This window comes from Streptomyces sp. NPDC000941, assembly GCF_053599555.1.
This window is the reverse complement of record NZ_JBSFMM010000005.1, coordinates 45,596-64,078: the sequence shown is the minus strand read 5'-3', so window position 1 is coordinate 64,078 and position 18,483 is coordinate 45,596. Positions and strand designations below refer to the sequence as shown.

Here is an 18,483-nt window from a genome sequence, read left to right as displayed (position 1 = left end):
GGGGCCCGGGAGGGCGGAGAGGGGCAGGAGAGAACGATGAGTACGGATACGGGGGCGTCGGCGGAGGCCCGGCTGGTCGGTGCGGCGGGTGCGGCGGGTGCGGCGGGTGCGGCGGGTGCGGCCGGGGCGGGCGACGCGATCGGGGCGGCCGGCGCGGACGAGGCGGCCGGGGCGGGCAGTGGCGCCGCGCGGCTGCAGCAGCTCTTCGAGGGCCACCGCCTGACGCCCACCCAGCGGCGCATCGCCCACTGCATGGTGCGGCGGGCGGCCGACGCGCCGTTCCTGTCGAGCGTCGAACTCGCCGAACTGGCCGGCGTCAGCCAGCCGTCGGTGACCCGCTTCGCGGTCGCCCTCGGCTTCGACGGCTACCCGGCGCTGCGCAGACATCTGCGGGAGGTCGCCCCCGCCGCCGTCGCCGAGCGGGTCGCGGGCGAGGACGCGTACAACGAGTACCAGCAGGCGGTGCAGTCGGAGATCGACAACCTGCGCCATCTGGCGTCCCTCCTCGCCGACCCGGCCCCGGTGGCCCGGGCCGGGCGGCTGCTCGCCGAGTCCCGGCCGCTGCCGGTCCTCGGGCTGCGCGCGGCCTCCGCCCAGGCGGGCGGCTTCGCGTACTTCGCGCGCAAGGTCCACCCGGACGTACGCCTGCTGGACGAGGGCGGCACCATGCTCACCGACCGCGTCGACGCCGCCGTACGCGCGGGCGCGAGCGCCCTGCTGTGCTTCGCCCTGCCGCGCCATCCGCGCGAGGTCGTCGAGGGCCTGGAGTACGCCCGGTCCGCCGGGCTGACCGTGGTGACCGTCGCCGACAGCGCCTTCGCGCCGGTCGCCCGCCACAGCGATCTGCTGCTGCCCGCGGCGGTGGGCACCGGCCTCGCCTTCGACACGGCCTGCGCGCCGATGCTGCTGGGGCGGGTGCTGCTGGAGGCGATGTGCGACGCGCTGCCGGAGGCACAGGCGCGGCTGGAGGAGTTCGACGCGAAGGCCGCGGAGCGGGGGCTCTTCGTGGAGTAGGCGTGGAGTAGGCGCGGAGTAGGCATGGAGTAGGCGCGTCTCACGGAATTCTCACACCTGGTGACTAGAGTCCGGTGCCCGAACGGATGTATGTACGGCTTGAGCATGAGCCGAATTGGTTGACCAGGAGGAGGTCTGTCGTGGGGCGCGGGGCATATGCGCTGGCCCGGGTGGCCGTGGTGGTACGGGCGCCGGCGGGGTGGCTGTGGTGGCCGGGAGTACTGGCCGCCGGCGTCGGGGTGTCGGTGCCGGGGCTGACGGGCCGCCGGATCGGAGTGCTGGCCGGAGCGGCGCTGTTCCTGATCGCGGCGGCCGTGGCCTTCCTGGTGCGCCGGGGACGCTATCTGGAACTGGCGCGCGCCGCCTCCCGGGCGGGCAAGTCGGTGTTCCTCCAGGACCGGGCGGTGACGGTACGGGCCCGGCGGCGGGCGCTCCGCTGGTGGCTGCTGCTGGCGTTCGTGGCCGCGGTGGGGTCGTCGTTCGCCGTACCCGCGGCCGCGGGGATGCTGCTGGCCGGGATCGGCGCCGGTCTGTGGGCCAAGGCGCTGTGGCTGGGCCGCTGGGAGCAGGCCAACGACGTGCTGCTGTGGGTGCGCACGGAGTGGGTGGCCCACGGCAAGCCGGCGGGCAAGGGCGTCAGCGCCTACCAGACCACGGGGATGGTGGCCGGCGACGCGGGGCCGGGCGGCGCCCGGCGGGGCCGCGCCTGGCGGGGCCGCACGACGGCCGGGGTGGCGCGCTGACGTGTCACCTGGACCGGCGTGCGGTGCGTGCGGTGCTCTCATGTGACCTGGCGAAGGACCATGCGGAACGGCGGGGGTCGGGAAGAAACCCCCGGACGGTCACCGGGAGACGTGCGCCGGCGTGAACTCGACCGGCAGGGCGGCCACGCCGCGCATCCAGACGGACGGCCGCCACTCGATCTCGTCGGCGGGGAGCGACAGCACCACATCAGGGATCCGGTCGAGGAGCACCTCGATGGCCGCCTTGGTGATGATCTCGGCCAACTCCGGCGCCGGCTCCGGGCAGCGGTGCTCACCGTGGCTGAAGGACAGATGGGCCTGGTTGCCGGCGGAGCCGGCGGTGAAGTCCGGCCGCACCTGCGGGTCGGTGTTCGCGGCGGCCAGGCCCAGGATGACGCAGTCGCCCTTCCTGATCTGCTGGTTGCCGAGCTTGGTGTCCTGGGATGCCCAGCGTCCGATGAAGTTCTGGGTCGGAGTGTCCTCCCACAGCACTTCGGTGAGCGCCTGGCTGACGCTGCGGCGCCCGCCGGAGATCGTGACGGCGAACCGGTCGTCGGTCAGCATCAGTCGCAGGGTGTTGCCGATCCAGTTGGACGTGGGCTGCTGACCGGCGGCCATGATCGAGATCATGTCCTGGATGATCTCTTCGTCGCTGAGCCGGGCCGGGTGAGCCGCCATCCGTGACGGCACGTCCGCCTTGGGCTCACGGCGGCTGCGCTCCACCAACTCCGCCATCTTGGCGGCTATTCGGCCGTACGCCGCGACAGCTCCTTCGCCGTCGTCCAGCGAGGCGGTCATGTCCCGCTCCAGGTCGGCCGTCTCGGAGGGTTCAAGGCCGCAGATCCGGGCCACCACGCGCAGCGGGACCTGGCTCGCGTACTCGGCCATCAGCTCGGCCCGGCCGCTGCCCGCGAAGGCGTCGATCAGCTCGTCGGCGACCCGCTCGCTGTGCGCGCGCACCTCGAACTGGTCCGTTGCCGACAGGGCGTCGCTGATCGCCCCCGAGCGCCGCTGGTGCTCCGCGCCCTCGGTGAACAGCACGGACGGCTGATAGCCGACGAACGGCAGCAGCGGCCAGTCGTCCGGGATCCGGTCCCAGGCGTGCCAGCGGCGGGAATCGCGGGCGAACAGTTCGGGGTTGGTGGTGACGTGGTGCACCTCGCGGTAGCCGAGGACCAGCCAGGCGGGGATGTCGCCGTCGAGCAGGACCGGGGCGACCGGCCCGTGTTCCCGCCGCAACTGCCCGTACAGCTCGGCCGGATCGGCCTGGAACCGCAGGGCGTGCATGCGTACGGCGCCGGGGTTGTGGGCGGGGCAGCCCATGGGGGGCGAGGGGACCTGGGGATGATTCATGCGGTGTGCTCCTGAGCGGGCAGCACGTTTGCCGGCGCGCCGAAGGAACCCCGCATCGCTCGAACGATCGACCGGCTCACCGTGCACGGGGCTGGCGTAGGGCCGCCCGACCATGCGGAACCTTAGGTTCCATTTCGCGGACGACCTGGGCAGAAGGCTAACAGCCACCCCTCGTGGAAAGGGAAGTTGTTACCGTCCACGCCCATGCTGGGCGGCACCGCGGGGAGATCTCGCGGGCAACTGCGGGGGAGCGGTCACAGCCCCGACAGCGCGCCCATGTGCTCGCCGCCGCTCTCGGCGACGATCTCGTCGAGGGACTGCGGGGAGCGTACGGGGGCGAAGCACACGCGGCCGTTCTTGCCGCCGCTGCCGCCGCCGGAGACCGAGAAGCCGTAGATCCCGGGGCGGGGCAGGCTGTTGTAGGCGAAGTGGTTGGAGAAGTAGTAGGCGCCCGTGTCCAGCAGCCCGACCAGATCGCCCGCCTTCAGTTCGGGCAGCGGCCGGTTCACGGCGACCAGGTCGCCCGCGAAGCAGCAGGGCCCGGCGACGTCCTGGGCGACCGGGCCGTCCGGTCCGGTCGGTTTGGGCGCGCCTTCCCAGTCATAGGCCACCACCCGCAGCGGCCATGACTCCGGGGCGAACACGGTGCGCGTGGCCAGCTGAGCGCCCGCGTGGGTGACGGCGATCGGCCGGCCGCCCGCCGACTTGGCGTACTCCACACGCGCCAGCACCGTGCCCGACTTGGCGATCAGCGACCGCCCGAACTCGGTGACCAGCCCGTACCGGCCGTCGAACAGCCCGGGGACGGTGTCGCGCAGCAGCAGGGCGTAGTCGAGGTAGTCGGGGGTGATCTCGTCGGAGGCGAAGTTGACGGGCAGCCCGCCGCCGATGTCGAGCGTGTCGATCTGCTGTCGGCCGACCGTCCGGTTGATCTCCTCGGCGAGCTCGTACGCCGCCCGTACGCCCGCCGCCATCAGCTCCAGCGGGCAGCCCTGCGAGCCCACGTGCGCGTGCAGCCGGGTCAGCCAGGGCCGCTTCGTGAACGCGTTCACAACCCACTCGCGCGCCCCCGGGTCCAGCAGCGCCACCCCGAACTTCGAGGTCGCGGTGGCGGTGCTGAGCGCCCCGATGCTGCCGCCGCCCACCTGCGGATTGACCCGCAGCCCGAGCGGGCCGGGCGGCAGGGCGAGCCCGGGGCCCGACCGTGGCCGTACGAGCGCGTCGAGGCGCGTCAGCTCCTGCGGGTTGTCGGCGTTGACCGCGATGCCGAGCTCGATGGCCTCGCGCAGTTCGGCGGTGGTCTTGGCGGGCGCGTCGAGCACGATGTGCTCGGGCCTGACCCCCGCGGCCCGGGCCAGGGCCAGCTCGCCGGGGCTGGCCACCTCGCAGCCGATCCCCTCGTCGGCCAGCAGCCGCAGTACGGGGACCAGCGAGGCGGCCTTGACGGCGAAGGCGTGCAGTACGGGTGTGCCCGGTGCGGTCACCTCGTCGAAGGCGGTCCACAGCTCGGCCGCGGCGGCCCGGATGCCGGCCACGTCCAGCAGCCCGACGACGGGCTGATCGGGCCCGATCAGCCCCTGCTCCACGGCGGCCCGCACCGCCCGCTCCCGCCGGACGGCCGCCTGCGCGCCCGCCCCTGCCCCCGTCGCCACCGGATTCGATGTCATGGTCACCAGCCAACCACCATGCGTCCCGGCCGCCCAGCCTGTCCCGCCCGTTGTCCCGCGTGGTGGGCCAGGTGGGTTTCCCCTGTGACGACAGGGCCTAGCCCGGCCTAGCCCGCCGCGGGGGTTCGCGTGGAGTCCAGGTCGCGGCCGAGGTCGCGCAGCGGGCCGCCGACCCGCTGCGCGAGCCCGTCGCGCAGCCCCGTCAGCCGCTCGATGCGCTCGTCGAGATACGCCAGCCGACGCCGGACGATCACGCTGGGGAGGGTGCACAGGCCCGGCTCCCCGTCGGTCCGGGGCTCGCTGGGCGCTGGGCGGTCGCGGCGGTTCGCGGGGAGCGCTTCGATGGCCGCCACCAGGGTCCGTACGTCCTCTATGGTCAGGCCCGCCGCCAGCAGCTCGCGCACGGCGCGCAGATGCCGTATGTCCTCGGCCGTGTAGTCGCGGTGGCCGGAGGATGTGCGGCGCGCGGTGAGCAGTCCGCGCTGTTCGTAGTAGCGCAGCGCCCGCGGTGTCAGCCCGGCGGCAGCGGCCGCGTCCCCGATCCGCATGGGTCCCCCGTTCCCTCTGTGCCTTTCCGCCCGGCGCCATTGTCGCGCCGAGCCGCCTACAACTCCACCAGCACCGCGCCCACATGGCGGCCCTCGACCAGTTCGCACAGTGCGCGCGGCGCCTGCTCGACGCCCCGCAGCCGGGTGTGCGGGTAGGTCATCGTGCCCTCGCGCAGCGCGCGGCCGAATTCGCGCTCGTACTGCGGATACGCGTCCATGTGGTCGAAGGCCGCGGTGCCGCGCAGTGTGATCCCCCGGGCGATGAGGTCGAAGGTGCTGATCGGGACGGTGGCCATGGCGTCGCCGGTGAGCTGCGCGGACAGCGCGCCGACGAGGGCGAAGCGGGCGCCCCGGCGGGCCACGGCCAGTGCGGCCAGCAGCTGTTCGCCGCCGACGTTGTCGAAGACCGCGTCGATGCCGTCCGGGGCCGCCTCGCGCAGCTGGTCCTCGATCGGTCCGGCGCCCCGGACGACGGCCGCGTCGTAGCCGAGCTCCTTGACCAGGTGTTCGGCCTTGCGCGGGGAGCCGGTGGAGCCGATGACCCGGGCGGCGCCGTGCAGCCGGGCGAACTGCCCGGCCAGGGTGCCGACCCCGCCGGCCGCGCCGCTGACGAACACGGTGTCCCCGTCCCGCACCTCGGCCCCGCGCACCACCCCGAGCCAGGAGGCGAAGCCCTGCGACAGATACGCGGCGGGGTCGGGCAGCGCCCCCGGGCTCAGCCGCTCCGCCCCGGCGGCGTCCACGACCGCGTACTCGCGCCAGCCCAGCCGGTGCCGGACCAGCTCGCCGGGGGCGAGGTCGGTGCCGGGTGCGGCCGCGACCACTTCGCCGATGGCGGGGCCGTGCATCGGGTCGCCGGGCCGCTGCAGCAGCTGGGTCAGCGCGAAGCTGTCGGGGTCGGCGACGGTCAGGGGGCGCATCACGGCGGCGACGTTCATGAGCCGGTTGCGTACGAGCACCTGTCCGGGTCCTGGCTCGGGCACCGGGGCGGTGGTGATCTCGAAGTGGTCGGTGGTGAGCGTGTCCTCGGGCCGGGCGGCCAGCAGCACCTGGCGGTGGGTGGCGGGCACGGCGGCCGGGGTGGGCTCGGGCAGCGGCATGGAGCGCTCCTCGGTGCGGTGGGAGTGGCTGAGGGAGTGGGAGTGGAGTCGGAGTAGCGGTGGAGTAGCGGTGGAGCGGAACGCCGAGACGGTAAGACCTGACGTATACGTCAACCGCAAGCCCGTCCCCCGGAACACTCCGCGAGGCGCTATTGACTAGCTCTATTCATCAAGGTGAAGATGTGAATATCTCGATCCAGTCGACGGCAGGGAGGCACGGCCCATGTCAGGACCGCGACCCGTACGCGCACCACGCGGCACCGAGCTCAGCGCCCGGGGATGGCAGCAGGAGGCCGCCCTCCGGATGCTGCAGAACAACCTCGACCCGGAGGTCGCCGAGCACCCGGACAAGCTCGTGGTCTACGGCGGCACGGGCAAGGCGGCCCGCGACTGGCGCTCGTTCGACGCCATGGTCCGCACGCTGACCACGCTCAAGCAGGACGAGACGATGCTGGTCCAGTCGGGCCGGCCGGTCGGCGTGATGCAGACCCACGAATGGGCGCCGCGCGTGCTGATCGCCAACTCCAACCTGGTCGGCGACTGGGCCAACTGGGAGGAGTTCCGCCGCCTGGAGGCGCTGGGCCTGACCATGTACGGCCAGATGACCGCGGGCTCGTGGATCTACATCGGCACCCAGGGCATCCTCCAGGGGACGTACGAGACCTTCGCCGCGGTCGCCGCCAAGAAGTTCCACGGCACCCTGGCCGGGACCATCACCCTCACCGCCGGGCTCGGCGGCATGGGCGGCGCCCAGCCGCTCGCGGTCACCATGAACGACGGCGTCGCCATCTGCATCGACTGCGACCCGCGCGCCATCGAGCGCCGTATCGAACACCGCTACCTTGACGTACGGGCCGACAGCCTGGACCACGCCCTCCAGCTGGCCGTCGAGGCGCGCGACGCCAGGCGGCCGCTGTCCATCGGCGTCCTGGGCAACGCGGCCGAGCTGGTCCCCCAACTGCTCGCGATGAACGCCCCCATCGACATCGTCACCGACCAGACCAGCGCCCACGACCCGCTGTCGTATCTGCCGCTGGGCGTGGACTTCGACGAGATGGCCTCGTACGCGGCCGAGAAGCCCGCCGACTTCACCCAGCGGGCCCGCGAGGCCATGGCGAAGCACGTCGAGGCCATGGTCGGCTTCATGGACGCGGGCGCCGAGGTCTTCGACTACGGCAACTCGATCCGCGGCGAGGCCCAGCTGGCCGGCTACGACCGCGCCTTCGCCTTCCCCGGCTTCGTACCCGCGTACATCCGCCCGCTCTTCTGCGAGGGCAAGGGCCCCTTCCGCTGGGCCGCTCTGTCCGGCGACCCCAAGGACATCGCGGCCACCGACAAGGCCATCCTCGACCTCTTCCCGGAGAACGAGTCGCTGGCCCGGTGGATCAAGCTGGCGGGGGAGCGGGTCCACTTCCAGGGCCTGCCCGCCCGGATCTGCTGGCTCGGCTACGGCGAGCGCGACAAGGCGGGCGAGCGCTTCAACGAGATGGTGGCCGACGGCACGCTCGCCGCACCGCTCGCGATCGGCCGCGACCACCTGGACTGCGGCTCGGTGGCCTCCCCGTACCGCGAGACCGAGGCGATGCTCGACGGCTCGGACGCGATCGCGGACTGGCCGCTGCTCAACGCCATGGTCAACGTCGCCTCCGGCGCGTCCTGGGTCTCCATCCACCACGGCGGCGGCGTCGGCATGGGCCGCTCCATCCACGCCGGCCAGGTCACCGTCGCCGACGGCACGCCGCTGGCGGGCGAGAAGATCCGCCGCGTGCTGACGAACGACCCGGGCATGGGCGTGATCCGCCACGTGGACGCGGGCTACGACCGCGCGGACGAGGTGGCGGCGGAACGGAACGTGAGGATCCCCATGCGCGAGGACGACACGGTATGAGTGTGGGCAGTCGTCCCGCTGGGAGGGACGGGTGGGCACACCCCACCCACCGGCCCGCACACGCGCACGATACGGACGTCCAGGCGACGCCAAGCGCACCCGCCGGCTTCCACGAAATGTGGCGCGACCTCCTCCCCATCGGCCGCAACGCGTCGACCAACGGCTACCGCCGCTACGCCTGGACCCCCGCCGACGCCGACTGCCGCGCCTGGTTCCGCGCCCAGGCGGAAACCCGCGGCCTCGCCTACGAGGAGGACCGCAACGGCAACCAGTGGGCCTGGCTGGGCGACCCGACCGCCGGGGACGCGGTCGTAACGGGCTCGCACCTGGACTCCGTACCGGACGGCGGTGCCTTCGACGGCCCCCTCGGCGTCGTCTCGTCCTTCGCCGCGCTGGACGAGCTCCGCTCGCGCGGGGCGCGCCCCGCCAAACCGCTCGCCATCGTCAACTTCGGCGACGAAGAGGGTGCCCGCTTCGGCCTGGCCTGCGTCGGCTCGCGGCTGACCGCCGGGCAGCTGGGCGTCGAGCAGGCGCATGCGCTGCGCGACGGCGACGGGGTGAGCCTGGCGCAGGCCATGGAGCGGGCCGGGTACGACCCGGAGGCGATCGGCCCCGACCCGGAGCGGCTGGCCCGCATCGGCGCGTTCGTGGAGCTGCACGTAGAGCAGGGCCGTGCCCTCGCGACCCTGTCCGACAGCGGCTCCGCCGCGGGCGTGCACCCGGTTGGCGTCGCCTCCGCGATCTGGCCGCACGGCCGCTGGCGGTTCGACTTCCACGGCGAGGCCAACCACGCCGGGACGACCCTGCTGGACGACCGCCGCGACCCGATGCTGACCTACGCGAACACGGTCCTGGCCGCCCGTAAGAAGGCCCGGCTCGCCGGGGCGCTGGCGACCTTCGGCAAGGTCGGCGTGGAGCCGAACGGGGTCAACGCCATCGCCTCGCTGGTCCGGGGCTGGCTGGACTCGCGCGCCCCCGACGAGGAGACGCTTGCGGCGGTCGTCGGCGAGATCGAGCGCGCGGCCGTCGAGCGCGGGCAGCGGGACGGTGTGGACGTCAAGGTCACGCGGGAGTCGTTCACGCCGGTGGTGGAGTTCGCCCATGGCCTCCGTGACGAGCTGGTACGGCTGCTCAGCGGCGCCCCGGTGCTGCCCACGGGCGCGGGACACGACGCGGGCATTTTGTCCGCGTCCGTCCCGACCGCCATGCTGTTTGTAAGGAACCCCACAGGCGTCTCGCACTCACCCGCCGAGACGGCGGCCGAGGATGACTGCCTCGCCGGGGTGACGGCACTCGCCGACGTACTGGAGGGCCTGGCGTGTCGCTGACAGCGCAGACCTACTGGGCGGAGCATGCCTGGCTGGGCGGGAGCGTGCAGCCGAACGTGCTCATCGTGACGGCGGCCTGTGGCCGGATAAAGGCGGTGCGGGCGAATACACCCGTGCCGCCGGCCGGGGCCGTCTGGCTGCGCGGTCTGACCCTCCCGGGCCTGGCCAACGCGCACAGCCACGCCTTTCACCGCGCCCTGCGCGGCGTCGTCCAGGCCGGCACCGGCACGTTCTGGAACTGGCGCGAGGTGATGTACGGCGTCGCGGACAAGCTCACCCCCGAGCGTTACTTCGAGCTCGCCCGCGCCGTCTACGCCGAGATGACCATGGCGGGCATCACCTGCGTCGGTGAGTTCCACTACCTGCACCACGCGCCCGGCGGCATCCGCTACGACAACCCCAACGCGATGGGGGAGGCCCTGATCGCGGCCGCCGCCGACGCCGGGATCAGGATCACCCTCCTCGACACCTGCTATCTCTCCTCCGGCTTCGGCACCGACCCCAACACCCACCAGCTGCGCTTCTCCGACGGGTCGGCGGAGGCATGGGCGGAGCGGGTGTCCGCGCTCAAGGGCGATGGCAACACCCGGATCGGCGCGGCCATCCACTCGGTGCGGGCGGTGCCCGTGGACCAGATCGGGACCGTCTCAGGCTGGGCCGACCACCATGCGGCGCCCCTGCATGTCCACCTCTCCGAGCAGACCGCCGAGAACGACGCCTGTGTCGAGGCACACGGCTTCACCCCGACCCGGCTGCTCGCCGACCACGGCGTGCTGGGCCCGCGCACCACGGCCGTGCACGCCACCCACCTCACCCCCGGCGACATCCGGCTGCTGGGCCACTCGGCCACGGGCGTGTGCATGTGCCCGACCACCGAGCGCGATCTCGCCGACGGCATCGGCCCGGCCGCCCAGCTCCAGCAGGCGGGCTCACCGCTCTCGCTGGGCAGCGACAGCCACGCTGTGATCGACATCCTGGAAGAGGCGCGCGCCATGGAGATGGACGAGCGGCTGCACACCCGCACCCGGGGTCACTGGAGCGCGGCCCGGCTGCTGCGCGCCGCCACGGTCGACGGCCACGCCGCCCTCGGCTGGGGGGACGACGCGGGCCGGATCGAACCCGGTGCGCTCGCCGACCTCACGACGATCGCGCTGGATTCCGTCCGCACCGCGGGACCCCCGCCCGCCCTCGGGGCCGAGACGGCCGTATTCGCGGCGACCAACGCGGATGTCCGGCACACCGTCGTCGGCGGGCGCCATGTCGTACGGGACGGGGCTCATCAGCTCGTCCCGCGCGTCCCCGAGGCCCTGGCCGAGTCCATCGCAGCCCTGCGGGACTGAGCCGCGGCCCCACGAACGATCCGCACGGCCCGAACGGCCTTGCGCACGGTCCAGAGCGCGACCGCCCCACGTAAGGCCCTATCAAGGAGAGCGCCCCCGCGATGACGACCGCGACAGCCATCATCGACATCTCCACCCTCGTCACCAACGACCCCTCCCTCGGCGAAGGCCCCCTCGGTCTGCTCCAGAACGCGGCCGTCGTCTTCGACGGCGACCGCATCGTCTGGGTCGGTGAGTCAAGCAAAGCACCCGCCACTGACAATCAGGTCGACGCGGGCGGCCGGGCGCTCCTCCCCGGCTTCGTCGACTCCCACTCCCACCTGGTCTTCGCGGGCGATCGGACGGCGGAGTTCAACGCCCGGATGTCCGGCCGCCCCTACAGCGCGGGCGGCATCCGCACCACCGTCGCCGCCACCCGCGCCGCCTCCGACCAGGACCTGGAGGAGAACGTGGCGCGCTACGTCCGCGAGGCGCGCCGCCAGGGCACCACGACGCTGGAGATCAAGTCCGGCTACGGCCTCACCTCCCAGGACGAGGCCCGCTCGCTGGAGGTCGCCTCCGCGTTCACCGACGAGGTCACCTACCTGGGCGCGCATGTGGTGCCGCCCGAGTTCGCCGACGACCCCGCCGCGTATGTGGACCTGGTCACCGGCCCGATGCTGGACCTGTGCGCCCCGCACGCCCGCTGGATCGACGTGTTCTGCGAGCAGGGCGCCTTCGACGGCGACCAGGCCCGTACGATCCTCACCGCCGGAGCGCAGCGCGGTCTGACCCCGCGGGTGCACGCCAACCAGCTGACCCAGGGCCCCGGCGTCCAGCTGGCCGTCGAGCTCGGCGCCGCCTCCGCCGACCACTGCACGCATCTCTCCGACGCCGACATCGACGCCCTGGCCCAGGGCGACACGGTCGCCACCCTGCTGCCGGGCGCGGAGTTCTCCACCCGCTCGCGTTACCCCGACGCGCGACGCCTGCTGGACGCGGGCGTGACCGTGGCGCTCTCGCCCGACTGCAACCCGGGCTCGTCCTTCACCAGCTCCATGCCCTTCTGCGTGGCGCTGGCCGTCCGCGAGATGGGGATGACCCCGGACGAGGCCGTCTGGGCGGCCACGGCGGGCGGGGCGCGGGCCCTGCGCCGTACCGACGTGGGCCGGGTCGCCCCCGGCGCCCGCGCCGATCTGACCCTGCTGGACGCCCCCTCGCACGTCCACCTCGCCTACCGCCCCGGCGTCCCCCTCGCCGCGGCGGTCTGGCACGGCGGCACCCTGGTCTGACCGGCGCCCTGGTCTGACCGGCGCCCTGGTCTGACCGGCAGTCTGACCGGCGCCTTGGTCTTACGGGCGCCCTGGTCGGATCAAGGCCCCCGGGTACGGCCGCCCCGGGCCGCCCCGGGCCGACCCGGGCCAGGCCGGGGGCTACGCCGGCACCTCCAGGACCGCCTTTCCGCGCACCCGGCGGCCGAGCAGCGCCTCGGCCGCCTCGGCGGCTCGCGTCCAGTCGCCCCGCCAGGCGATCTGCGGGTCGAGCTCACCGCGCGCCAGCAGCCCGGCCAGCCACGACAGGTCCGCGGCCAGCCCGTCCACGTCCTCCAGCAGGAAGTACGTGGTGATGGACCGGTTGTGTCCTGTGTTGCCGAAGAAGGCCCCGAACTCGAAGCTCTCGCCGTCGCCGCCGCTGTGTCCCATGGCGATCAGCGTCCCGTGCGGGGCCAGCGCCTCGTACGCGGCGACCAGCGCCGCGCCGCCGAGCAGCTCGATCACGCCGTGCACCGGCTCGGACGGCTTCACCGGCGCCGACGCTCCGGCAGCCACCAGGACCTCGTGCGCCCCCAGGGCCCGCAGCTCGTCCTGCTTCGACGGATCCGACGTGGCCGCGACGACGTGTGCGCCGCCCCGGGCCGCGAGCTGTACGGCGTACCGCCCGACCCCGCCGCCCGCGCCCGTCACCAGCACCCGCCGGCCCAGGATCGGCCCGAGGCGGCGCAGTCCGCGCAGCGCGGAGCCCGCGGCCACCGGCAGGGTGCTGACCGCGCCGAGGTCGCTGCCGGGCGGGACGGCGGCCAGCAGGGCGGTGTCCACCGCGCGCAGCTGGGCCCAGGCCCCGTCGGCGCCGAGGGAGACCACGGGCGTGCCGACGGCCGGCCCCGAGCCGTCCGCCGCCGCCCGCACCACCACGCCCGCCGCGTCCCAGCCGGGCACATCCCCGTCGGCGCCGCCGGGCACGGCGTGGAAGACCTCGCCGTAGTTGAGCGAGAACGCCTCGACCCGCACCAGCGCCTGGTGGGGCGCGGGTTCGGGATCCGGGATCTCGGTCAGGGACAGATGGCCGGGGGCCGCATGGTCGATCGTCAGTGCGCGCAACGTCGCCTCCGCCGTTCACGAGTGGTGATCAAGGAATCGCCATAGTGCCACTCAGTGGCATAAGCCTACAAGTGGCAAAAGCTCCTCGGTGTGTCGCGCCGGGAGGTAGGCTGCCGGGCGTGGTGAACGAACTGCCGCTGCGCGAGCGCAAGAAGCTGCGCACCCGCGAGGCCCTGGTCGAGACCGCCCTGGAGTTGTTCTCGGACAAGGGATTCTGTGAGGTCACGCTCGATGAGCTGGTGGGCGCGGTGGAGGTGTCCAAGCGGACGTTCTTCCGTACGTTCGCCTCCAAAGAGGACGTCGCGCTCGCGCCCGAGAAGGAGCTGTGGGCCGCGTACACGGCGCGTATCGAGGCGCATCCGCTGAACGGCCCGCTGCTGACGGTGCTCGAGGACACGCTCTTCGCCGCCGTGGCGGACATGGCGGACGGCTGGGAGCGCCGCTTCCGCACCAGCCGCGCCCTCGCCGACCGCTACCCGGTGCTGACCGCGCACAGTCTCGGACACTGCGCGGAGGTCACCGACGCCCTCGTGCGCTCGCTCGCGGACCGCCGGCCCAACTCGTCGACCGACGAGCTGCGGACGCGGCTGCTGCTGGAACTGATGCTGGCGGCGTGGCGCTGCGCGCTCAAGGAGTGGGTGTCGACGCCGGGCGCCCCCGGGCGCGACGAGTTGCGGGCGCGGACACGGGCGGCGCTGGACGCGATCCCGGACGTCGCGAAGCTGGTCTCCAACGGGACCGGAACAGGAACAGGAACCGGAGCCGGGACCGGAGCTGGGACCGGAGCTGGGAACGGCACGGCGGGATGAGCGGGGGTCAGAAGTGATGCGGATACGGCGGGGAGTCGCAGCGTGCGCCGCGCTGGTCGCGGCGGCGCTGCCGGCCGCGGGCTGCGGCTCCGGCGCCGAGGACGAGCGGGGCGGCACCGTCGGCGAGGCCAAGGAGAGCGGCAAGGGCCGGCCGGGCGCGGAGGCAACGCCCTCCACGAGCGCCCCACGCGTCCCCGGGGTCGACGCATCCGCCGACCCGAACCGCCTGTTCACCGAGGCCCAGCTGGAGAAGGCGCTGCTCGACGGCCATGAACTGCCCGGCGGAGGGCGGGAGGTGTGGAGCGCGCGGGGCACCTTCAACCAGGTGGCCCAGGTGCCAGAAGGCGGCGGCCTGTGGGCGGACTGCCCGGCCGCGGTCGAGGGTGATATCGCGGAGCTGTGGGCCTTCCGCGCGCCCAGCGTCGTACGGCATCTGATCCCCGACGACCGGAAGGCGGCCGCGGGCGGCGCCGGGATCAGGCCCGAAGTGCTGCTCTCGATGACACGGGAGCGCGCCGACCGTTACCTCGACCTCCGGCGCGCGCTCTACAAGAGCTGCCCCCGGACGGCGGTCGACGCCGAGGCGGGCCCGCCGCACACCTACCGCTACACCGCGGAGGACGTGGAGCTGGGCGACGACGCCTTCGTCGAGACGTCGCAGTCGAAGGACGCCGACGCCGAGCAGGAGAACGTGGCCGACACAGGCCCGTCGTACCAGGTCTATGTCCGCCTGGGCGGTGTGATCGTGACGTCCGGTGACTGGAAGGACCGCGCCGCCGCGCTCGCCGCGGCGGCGAAGGCGGCGGAGAAGGTCCGCACGCAGCTGTACGCAAAGCCCTGAACGGGCGCGGTCCTGAACAGGCACGGATAAGGGCCCGTCCCAAGCGGGGGCGGGCCCTTATCCGTCTGCGGAGAGCGCTTATTCCTCGACCATCAGACCCCTGCGGAGCCGGACGAGGGTGCGCGACAGCAGCCGGGAGACATGCATCTGGGAAATGCCCAGCTCATCACCGATCTCCGATTGCGTCATATTCGCCACAAAACGCAGCGAGAGAATCTTCCGATCGCGCGGCGAGAGATCCGCGATGAGGGGTTTGAGGGATTCGACATATTCGATGCCCTCAAGTCCGTGGTCCTCATAGCCGATGCGGTCCGCGAGCGCGCCCTCGGTGTCGTCCTCCTCCGGCTGGGCGTCCAGCGAGCTCGCGGTGTACGCGTTGCTCGCGGCCATGCCCTCGATGACCTCGGCGGTGGTGAGGCCAAGACGCTCGGCCAACTCGGTGGCGGTCGGGGCGCGGTCCAGCCGCTGGGCCAGTTCGTCACCGGCCTTGGCCAGGTCGAGCCGGAGCTCCTGGAGCCGCCTGGGCACCCGCACCGACCAACTGGTGTCCCGGAAGAAGCGCTTGATCTCGCCGACGATGGTCGGCATGGCGAAGGTGGGGAATTCGACGCCCCGGCTGAGCTGGAAGCGGTCGATGGCCTTGATCAGGCCGATGGTCCCGACCTGGACGATGTCCTCCATGGGCTCGCTGCGGGAGCGGAAGCGGGAGGCGGCGAACTTGACCAGGGCCAGGTTGAGCTCGACCAGGGTGTTGCGCACATACGCGTATTCGTGCGTGCCTTCCTCGAGGATCTCGAGCCGCTCGAAGAGCGTCTTGGACAGCGCCCGCGCGTCCACCGGGCCCACCGTCTCGTACGGCGGGATCTCCGGTAGGTCGGCCAGTTCAGGCACGTCCTCGAAAGTATGGCCGGTGGCCATGGGGCCATCCGGACCGGATGTGAACTGTTGTGACGATGTGATTGCCGACGAGGCGGTGATCCGAGTGTCCTGAGTGGCCGATGTGTTCACAGAGGAATCGGTGCGCGATTCGTCGAGCCGGGGTGACATACGTCTCCTCCATCATTCTCGGCATATGGCTGCCGATGCCATTACGTGCTGCTGCGGTTTGCGGCGCCTCCAAGCCGGCCGTGGTGGTTGTGTCTCTCTACGCCTACCCGCAATCACCCGCAAGTGGCAAGTCCATCTTGTCCATATTTGGCGAAGTATGTGGATTGTTCAGCTACCGGAGGACGTAGAGAAGGCGTAATGTTCGATGCGCGCAATCGAAAGCAACGAGACGCCAGAAGAGGTGCGCACATGGACCGCCAGATGGTCGGCAGCGCAAGCAAAGGCCGACTGCAGGTCGAGGTTCGGCACCATGGGGCGAGCGCGGTTGTAACACCGGCGGGTGAGCTGGATCACCACACCGCCGAGGCGTTGCGCGAACCGCTTGAGGCCTGCGTGAAGGAGGGGCATGCGCGGCTGGTCGTGGACTGTTCCAGGCTGGAGTTCTGCGATTCCACCGGGCTCAACGTCCTCCTCGGCGCCCGCCTGAAAGCCGAGGCCGAGGGCGGCGCGGTCCATCTGGTCGCGATGCAGCCGATCGTGGCGCGCGTGTTCGAGATCACAGGCGCGGAGGCCGTCTTCACGGTCCATGACTCTCTGGATACGGCGCTCGTCGAGTAGCGCCGGCCCTTCTGTTCTCGGTGCTTTCCGGGTGCTTCTTCGGCGCGTCAGCGGTGCGTAGTCCTCGTCACACGAGACGTTCGGGGGAAGTGGGTGTTCTCACGCTTTCGCCGGGCAGGAGACAGGCTGAAACTGTTGAAAAGATCAGGTATTCCTTGTCCCTGAATCGGTGAATCGGTGAGGTGAAGCCGCTGATGAGCACCACCCGGCCGTACCCGCCGGGCGACCGTGGCCCGGAGCCGGACGGCCCCGCCGCTTCGGCCACCCCAGCGGTGACCCCACCCGTCGGGCATATCCGTCAGCTCCGCAGGCTCCACCTGATCGGGGCCAGCGGCGCCGTGCCGCGCGCCCGCGACTTCACCCGCGAGGCGCTGCGCGACTGGGGCTGGCTGCCGGCCGTGACGGCCGATCAGCGGGCCGCCGCCGAGGATGTCCTGCTCGTCGTCTCCGAGCTCGTGACCAACGCCTGTCTGCACGCCGACGGGCCCGAAGAGCTGCGCGTCAGCTGCTCGGCGAAGGTGCTCCGGCTCGAAGTGGTGGACCTCGGCTCGGGCGCCCCCGCCCCCCGCACCCCGCACCGCGCGGGCCGCCCCGGGGGCCACGGCATGTTTATCGTGCAGCGGCTGTGCCTCGACTGGGGGGTCGTACGGAACCCCGACGGCACCGGCAAGACGGTCTGGGCCGAACTGGCCGCTCCCTCCTGACGGTTGAGGGCGCCACCCCGCGTCCACCCCTCGTCCACACCTGACAATCCGGCGGACACGGGCCCACGGAGAGACCCGGTTTCCGCATCTTCACCCGCTTCGCGCCGAACCGGCGCGCACTTTGTCTTCCCTCGGCAAGGTCCCCGGCGTACTGTCAGCGCCCGATCTGATGTGTCGTCAGTAACATTCGGCTGCGGCACTTGACGAGAGGGGATCTCGAGGTGTCCCACACAGAACGCCACGCGGTCGGCCGTGGCGCAGCCCTCGCGCTCGCCGCCGCCATGGCCGGTTCGGCAGTACTCCTCACCGCCCCGGCCGCGCAGGCCGTCACCGTGGACGTCGACTACAAGTGCAAGACGCCGATCGGTGACAAGAGCGCCGTGTCGCCCATCGACATCAAATCCGTGAAGAGCGGCAGCGCGTACAAGCTCACCATGTCCTTCCAGAAGGGCGTCTCCTCCAGCCCTGTCGAACTGGGCAAGGGCGCGATGCATCCGAGCGCGCTCATCAAGCTCGGCGGCGCGGAGACCGGCACGCTCCAGGTCTCCGGGCCCCCCAACGCCGAGGCCATCCCCGCCAACACCCCCATCAAGATCACCGATCTGACGGGTACGTACACCCCGAAGAAGACCGGAAAGGTCACCTTCACCGCCTCGACCCTCACCATCAAGGCGCTGGGCACCACCACGACCTGCACCCCGGGCAACAACCCGGGGCCCTCGCTGACCCTGGACGTCGCGGGTGCGGGCGGCTCCGGCGGCAGCGGCGGTTCGGGCGGCAGCGGCGGTTCGGGCGGGAGCGGTACGAGCGGATCCGGCAGCAGCGGCAGCAGCGGCAGCAGCGGCACCAGCGGCACCAGCGGTGCGCAGACCTCCTCAGGCGGCAGCCTCCCGCAGACCGGACCGGCCGACTCCGCGGTCGCCCTCGGCACGCTCGGCGCCACCGTGGTCCTCGCCGGTGCGGCCGGAACGCTCTGGCTGACCCGCCGCAGGCGCCCGGACCGCGCCTAGGCCCCATACCAGTGAATTTGCGGTGAGTATCGGACAACGACACGCCGTGGTGTCGGCGTGTCGCTGTCTGATACTCACCGCAAATCAGGCCCCGGACGAACGAGCACGAGCACCAG

Annotated in this window: 17 protein-coding genes; 11 read left to right on the top strand and 6 right to left on the bottom strand. The window is 72.3% G+C overall.

From position 1 onward, the window contains the following. Positions 1–36: 36 nt before the first annotated feature. Positions 37–1,014: a MurR/RpiR family transcriptional regulator gene (locus tag ACWDSL_RS03235; protein WP_450481164.1), complete on the top strand. Its 978-nt coding sequence runs from the start codon at positions 37–39 to the stop codon at positions 1,012–1,014. A gap of 140 nt (positions 1,015–1,154) precedes the next feature. Next, positions 1,155–1,757 carry a hypothetical protein gene (locus ACWDSL_RS03230; RefSeq protein WP_450481163.1) on the top strand — a complete coding sequence of 201 codons (603 nt, stop codon included), beginning with the start codon at positions 1,155–1,157 and terminating at the stop codon, positions 1,755–1,757. A gap of 99 nt (positions 1,758–1,856) precedes the next feature. On the opposite strand, the gene ACWDSL_RS03225 is transcribed toward ACWDSL_RS03230, so the two are convergent. The 4 genes from ACWDSL_RS03225 to ACWDSL_RS03210 form a co-directional block, all read right to left on the bottom strand. Next, positions 1,857–3,110 (bottom strand): cytochrome P450, encoded by a 1,254-nt coding sequence (locus ACWDSL_RS03225; protein WP_450481162.1) that lies wholly within the window; start codon positions 3,108–3,110, stop codon positions 1,857–1,859. 254 nt (positions 3,111–3,364) lie between these two features. Continuing rightward, complete coding sequence (locus ACWDSL_RS03220) at positions 3,365–4,777, bottom strand: diaminopimelate decarboxylase (protein ID WP_450481161.1); 1,413 nt, start codon at positions 4,775–4,777, stop codon at positions 3,365–3,367. A 107-nt stretch (positions 4,778–4,884) separates the two neighbouring features. Continuing rightward, positions 4,885–5,325 carry a MerR family transcriptional regulator gene (locus ACWDSL_RS03215; RefSeq protein ID WP_450481160.1) on the bottom strand — a complete coding sequence of 147 codons (441 nt, stop codon included), beginning with the start codon at positions 5,323–5,325 and terminating at the stop codon, positions 4,885–4,887. Positions 5,326–5,381: 56 nt separating this feature from the next. After that, positions 5,382–6,425, bottom strand: a complete 1,044-nt coding sequence (locus ACWDSL_RS03210; protein WP_450481158.1) for an MDR family NADP-dependent oxidoreductase — start codon at positions 6,423–6,425, stop codon at positions 5,382–5,384. Positions 6,426–6,648: 223 nt separating this feature from the next. On the opposite strand from ACWDSL_RS03210, the gene hutU reads away from it, so the two are divergent. The 4 genes from hutU (at position 6,649) to hutI (ending at position 12,252) form a co-directional block, all read left to right on the top strand. Continuing rightward, complete coding sequence (gene hutU, locus ACWDSL_RS03205; protein WP_450481156.1) at positions 6,649–8,313, top strand: urocanate hydratase; 1,665 nt, start codon at positions 6,649–6,651, stop codon at positions 8,311–8,313. A gap of 116 nt (positions 8,314–8,429) precedes the next feature. Beyond that, on the top strand, positions 8,430–9,641 hold the full coding sequence (locus ACWDSL_RS03200) for an allantoate amidohydrolase (protein WP_450481281.1): 1,212 nt from the start codon (positions 8,430–8,432) through the stop codon (positions 9,639–9,641). Continuing rightward, positions 9,638–10,981, top strand: coding sequence for a formimidoylglutamate deiminase (locus ACWDSL_RS03195; protein WP_450481279.1), 1,344 nt, complete (start codon positions 9,638–9,640; stop codon positions 10,979–10,981). Before ACWDSL_RS03200 ends, ACWDSL_RS03195 begins: the two co-directional genes overlap by 4 nt. 101 nt (positions 10,982–11,082) lie before the next feature. Beyond that, on the top strand, positions 11,083–12,252 hold the full coding sequence (gene hutI, locus ACWDSL_RS03190; RefSeq protein WP_450481154.1) for an imidazolonepropionase: 1,170 nt from the start codon (positions 11,083–11,085) through the stop codon (positions 12,250–12,252). A gap of 141 nt (positions 12,253–12,393) precedes the next feature. Here the strand turns inward: hutI and ACWDSL_RS03185 are convergent, their stop codons facing one another. After that, complete coding sequence (locus ACWDSL_RS03185) at positions 12,394–13,338, bottom strand: zinc-binding dehydrogenase (RefSeq protein ID WP_450481152.1); 945 nt, start codon at positions 13,336–13,338, stop codon at positions 12,394–12,396. 119 nt (positions 13,339–13,457) lie between these two features. Between ACWDSL_RS03185 and ACWDSL_RS03180 the strand changes: the two genes are divergently transcribed. Both ACWDSL_RS03180 and ACWDSL_RS03175 read left to right on the top strand, forming a co-directional pair. Continuing rightward, positions 13,458–14,147 carry a TetR/AcrR family transcriptional regulator gene (locus ACWDSL_RS03180; RefSeq protein WP_450481150.1) on the top strand — a complete coding sequence of 230 codons (690 nt, stop codon included), beginning with the start codon at positions 13,458–13,460 and terminating at the stop codon, positions 14,145–14,147. Between the two features lie 16 nt (positions 14,148–14,163). Next, on the top strand, positions 14,164–14,988 hold the full coding sequence (locus ACWDSL_RS03175; protein WP_450481148.1) for a hypothetical protein: 825 nt from the start codon (positions 14,164–14,166) through the stop codon (positions 14,986–14,988). A gap of 78 nt (positions 14,989–15,066) precedes the next feature. On the opposite strand, the gene ACWDSL_RS03170 is transcribed toward ACWDSL_RS03175, so the two are convergent. After that, positions 15,067–15,906 carry an RNA polymerase sigma factor SigF gene (locus tag ACWDSL_RS03170; RefSeq protein WP_450481146.1) on the bottom strand — a complete coding sequence of 280 codons (840 nt, stop codon included), beginning with the start codon at positions 15,904–15,906 and terminating at the stop codon, positions 15,067–15,069. A 378-nt stretch (positions 15,907–16,284) separates the two neighbouring features. On the opposite strand from ACWDSL_RS03170, the gene ACWDSL_RS03165 reads away from it, so the two are divergent. The 3 genes from ACWDSL_RS03165 (at position 16,285) to ACWDSL_RS03155 (ending at position 18,367) form a co-directional block, all read left to right on the top strand. After that, positions 16,285–16,653, top strand: a complete 369-nt coding sequence (locus tag ACWDSL_RS03165) for an STAS domain-containing protein (RefSeq protein ID WP_450481144.1) — start codon at positions 16,285–16,287, stop codon at positions 16,651–16,653. Positions 16,654–16,847: 194 nt separating this feature from the next. Continuing rightward, positions 16,848–17,357 (top strand): ATP-binding protein, encoded by a 510-nt coding sequence (locus tag ACWDSL_RS03160; protein WP_450481142.1) that lies wholly within the window; start codon positions 16,848–16,850, stop codon positions 17,355–17,357. Between the two features lie 281 nt (positions 17,358–17,638). Further along, a complete protein-coding gene (locus ACWDSL_RS03155; RefSeq protein ID WP_450481277.1) occupies positions 17,639–18,367 on the top strand; it encodes an LPXTG cell wall anchor domain-containing protein in 729 nt (242 codons plus the stop codon). The last annotated feature ends 116 nt before the right edge of the window (positions 18,368–18,483 follow it).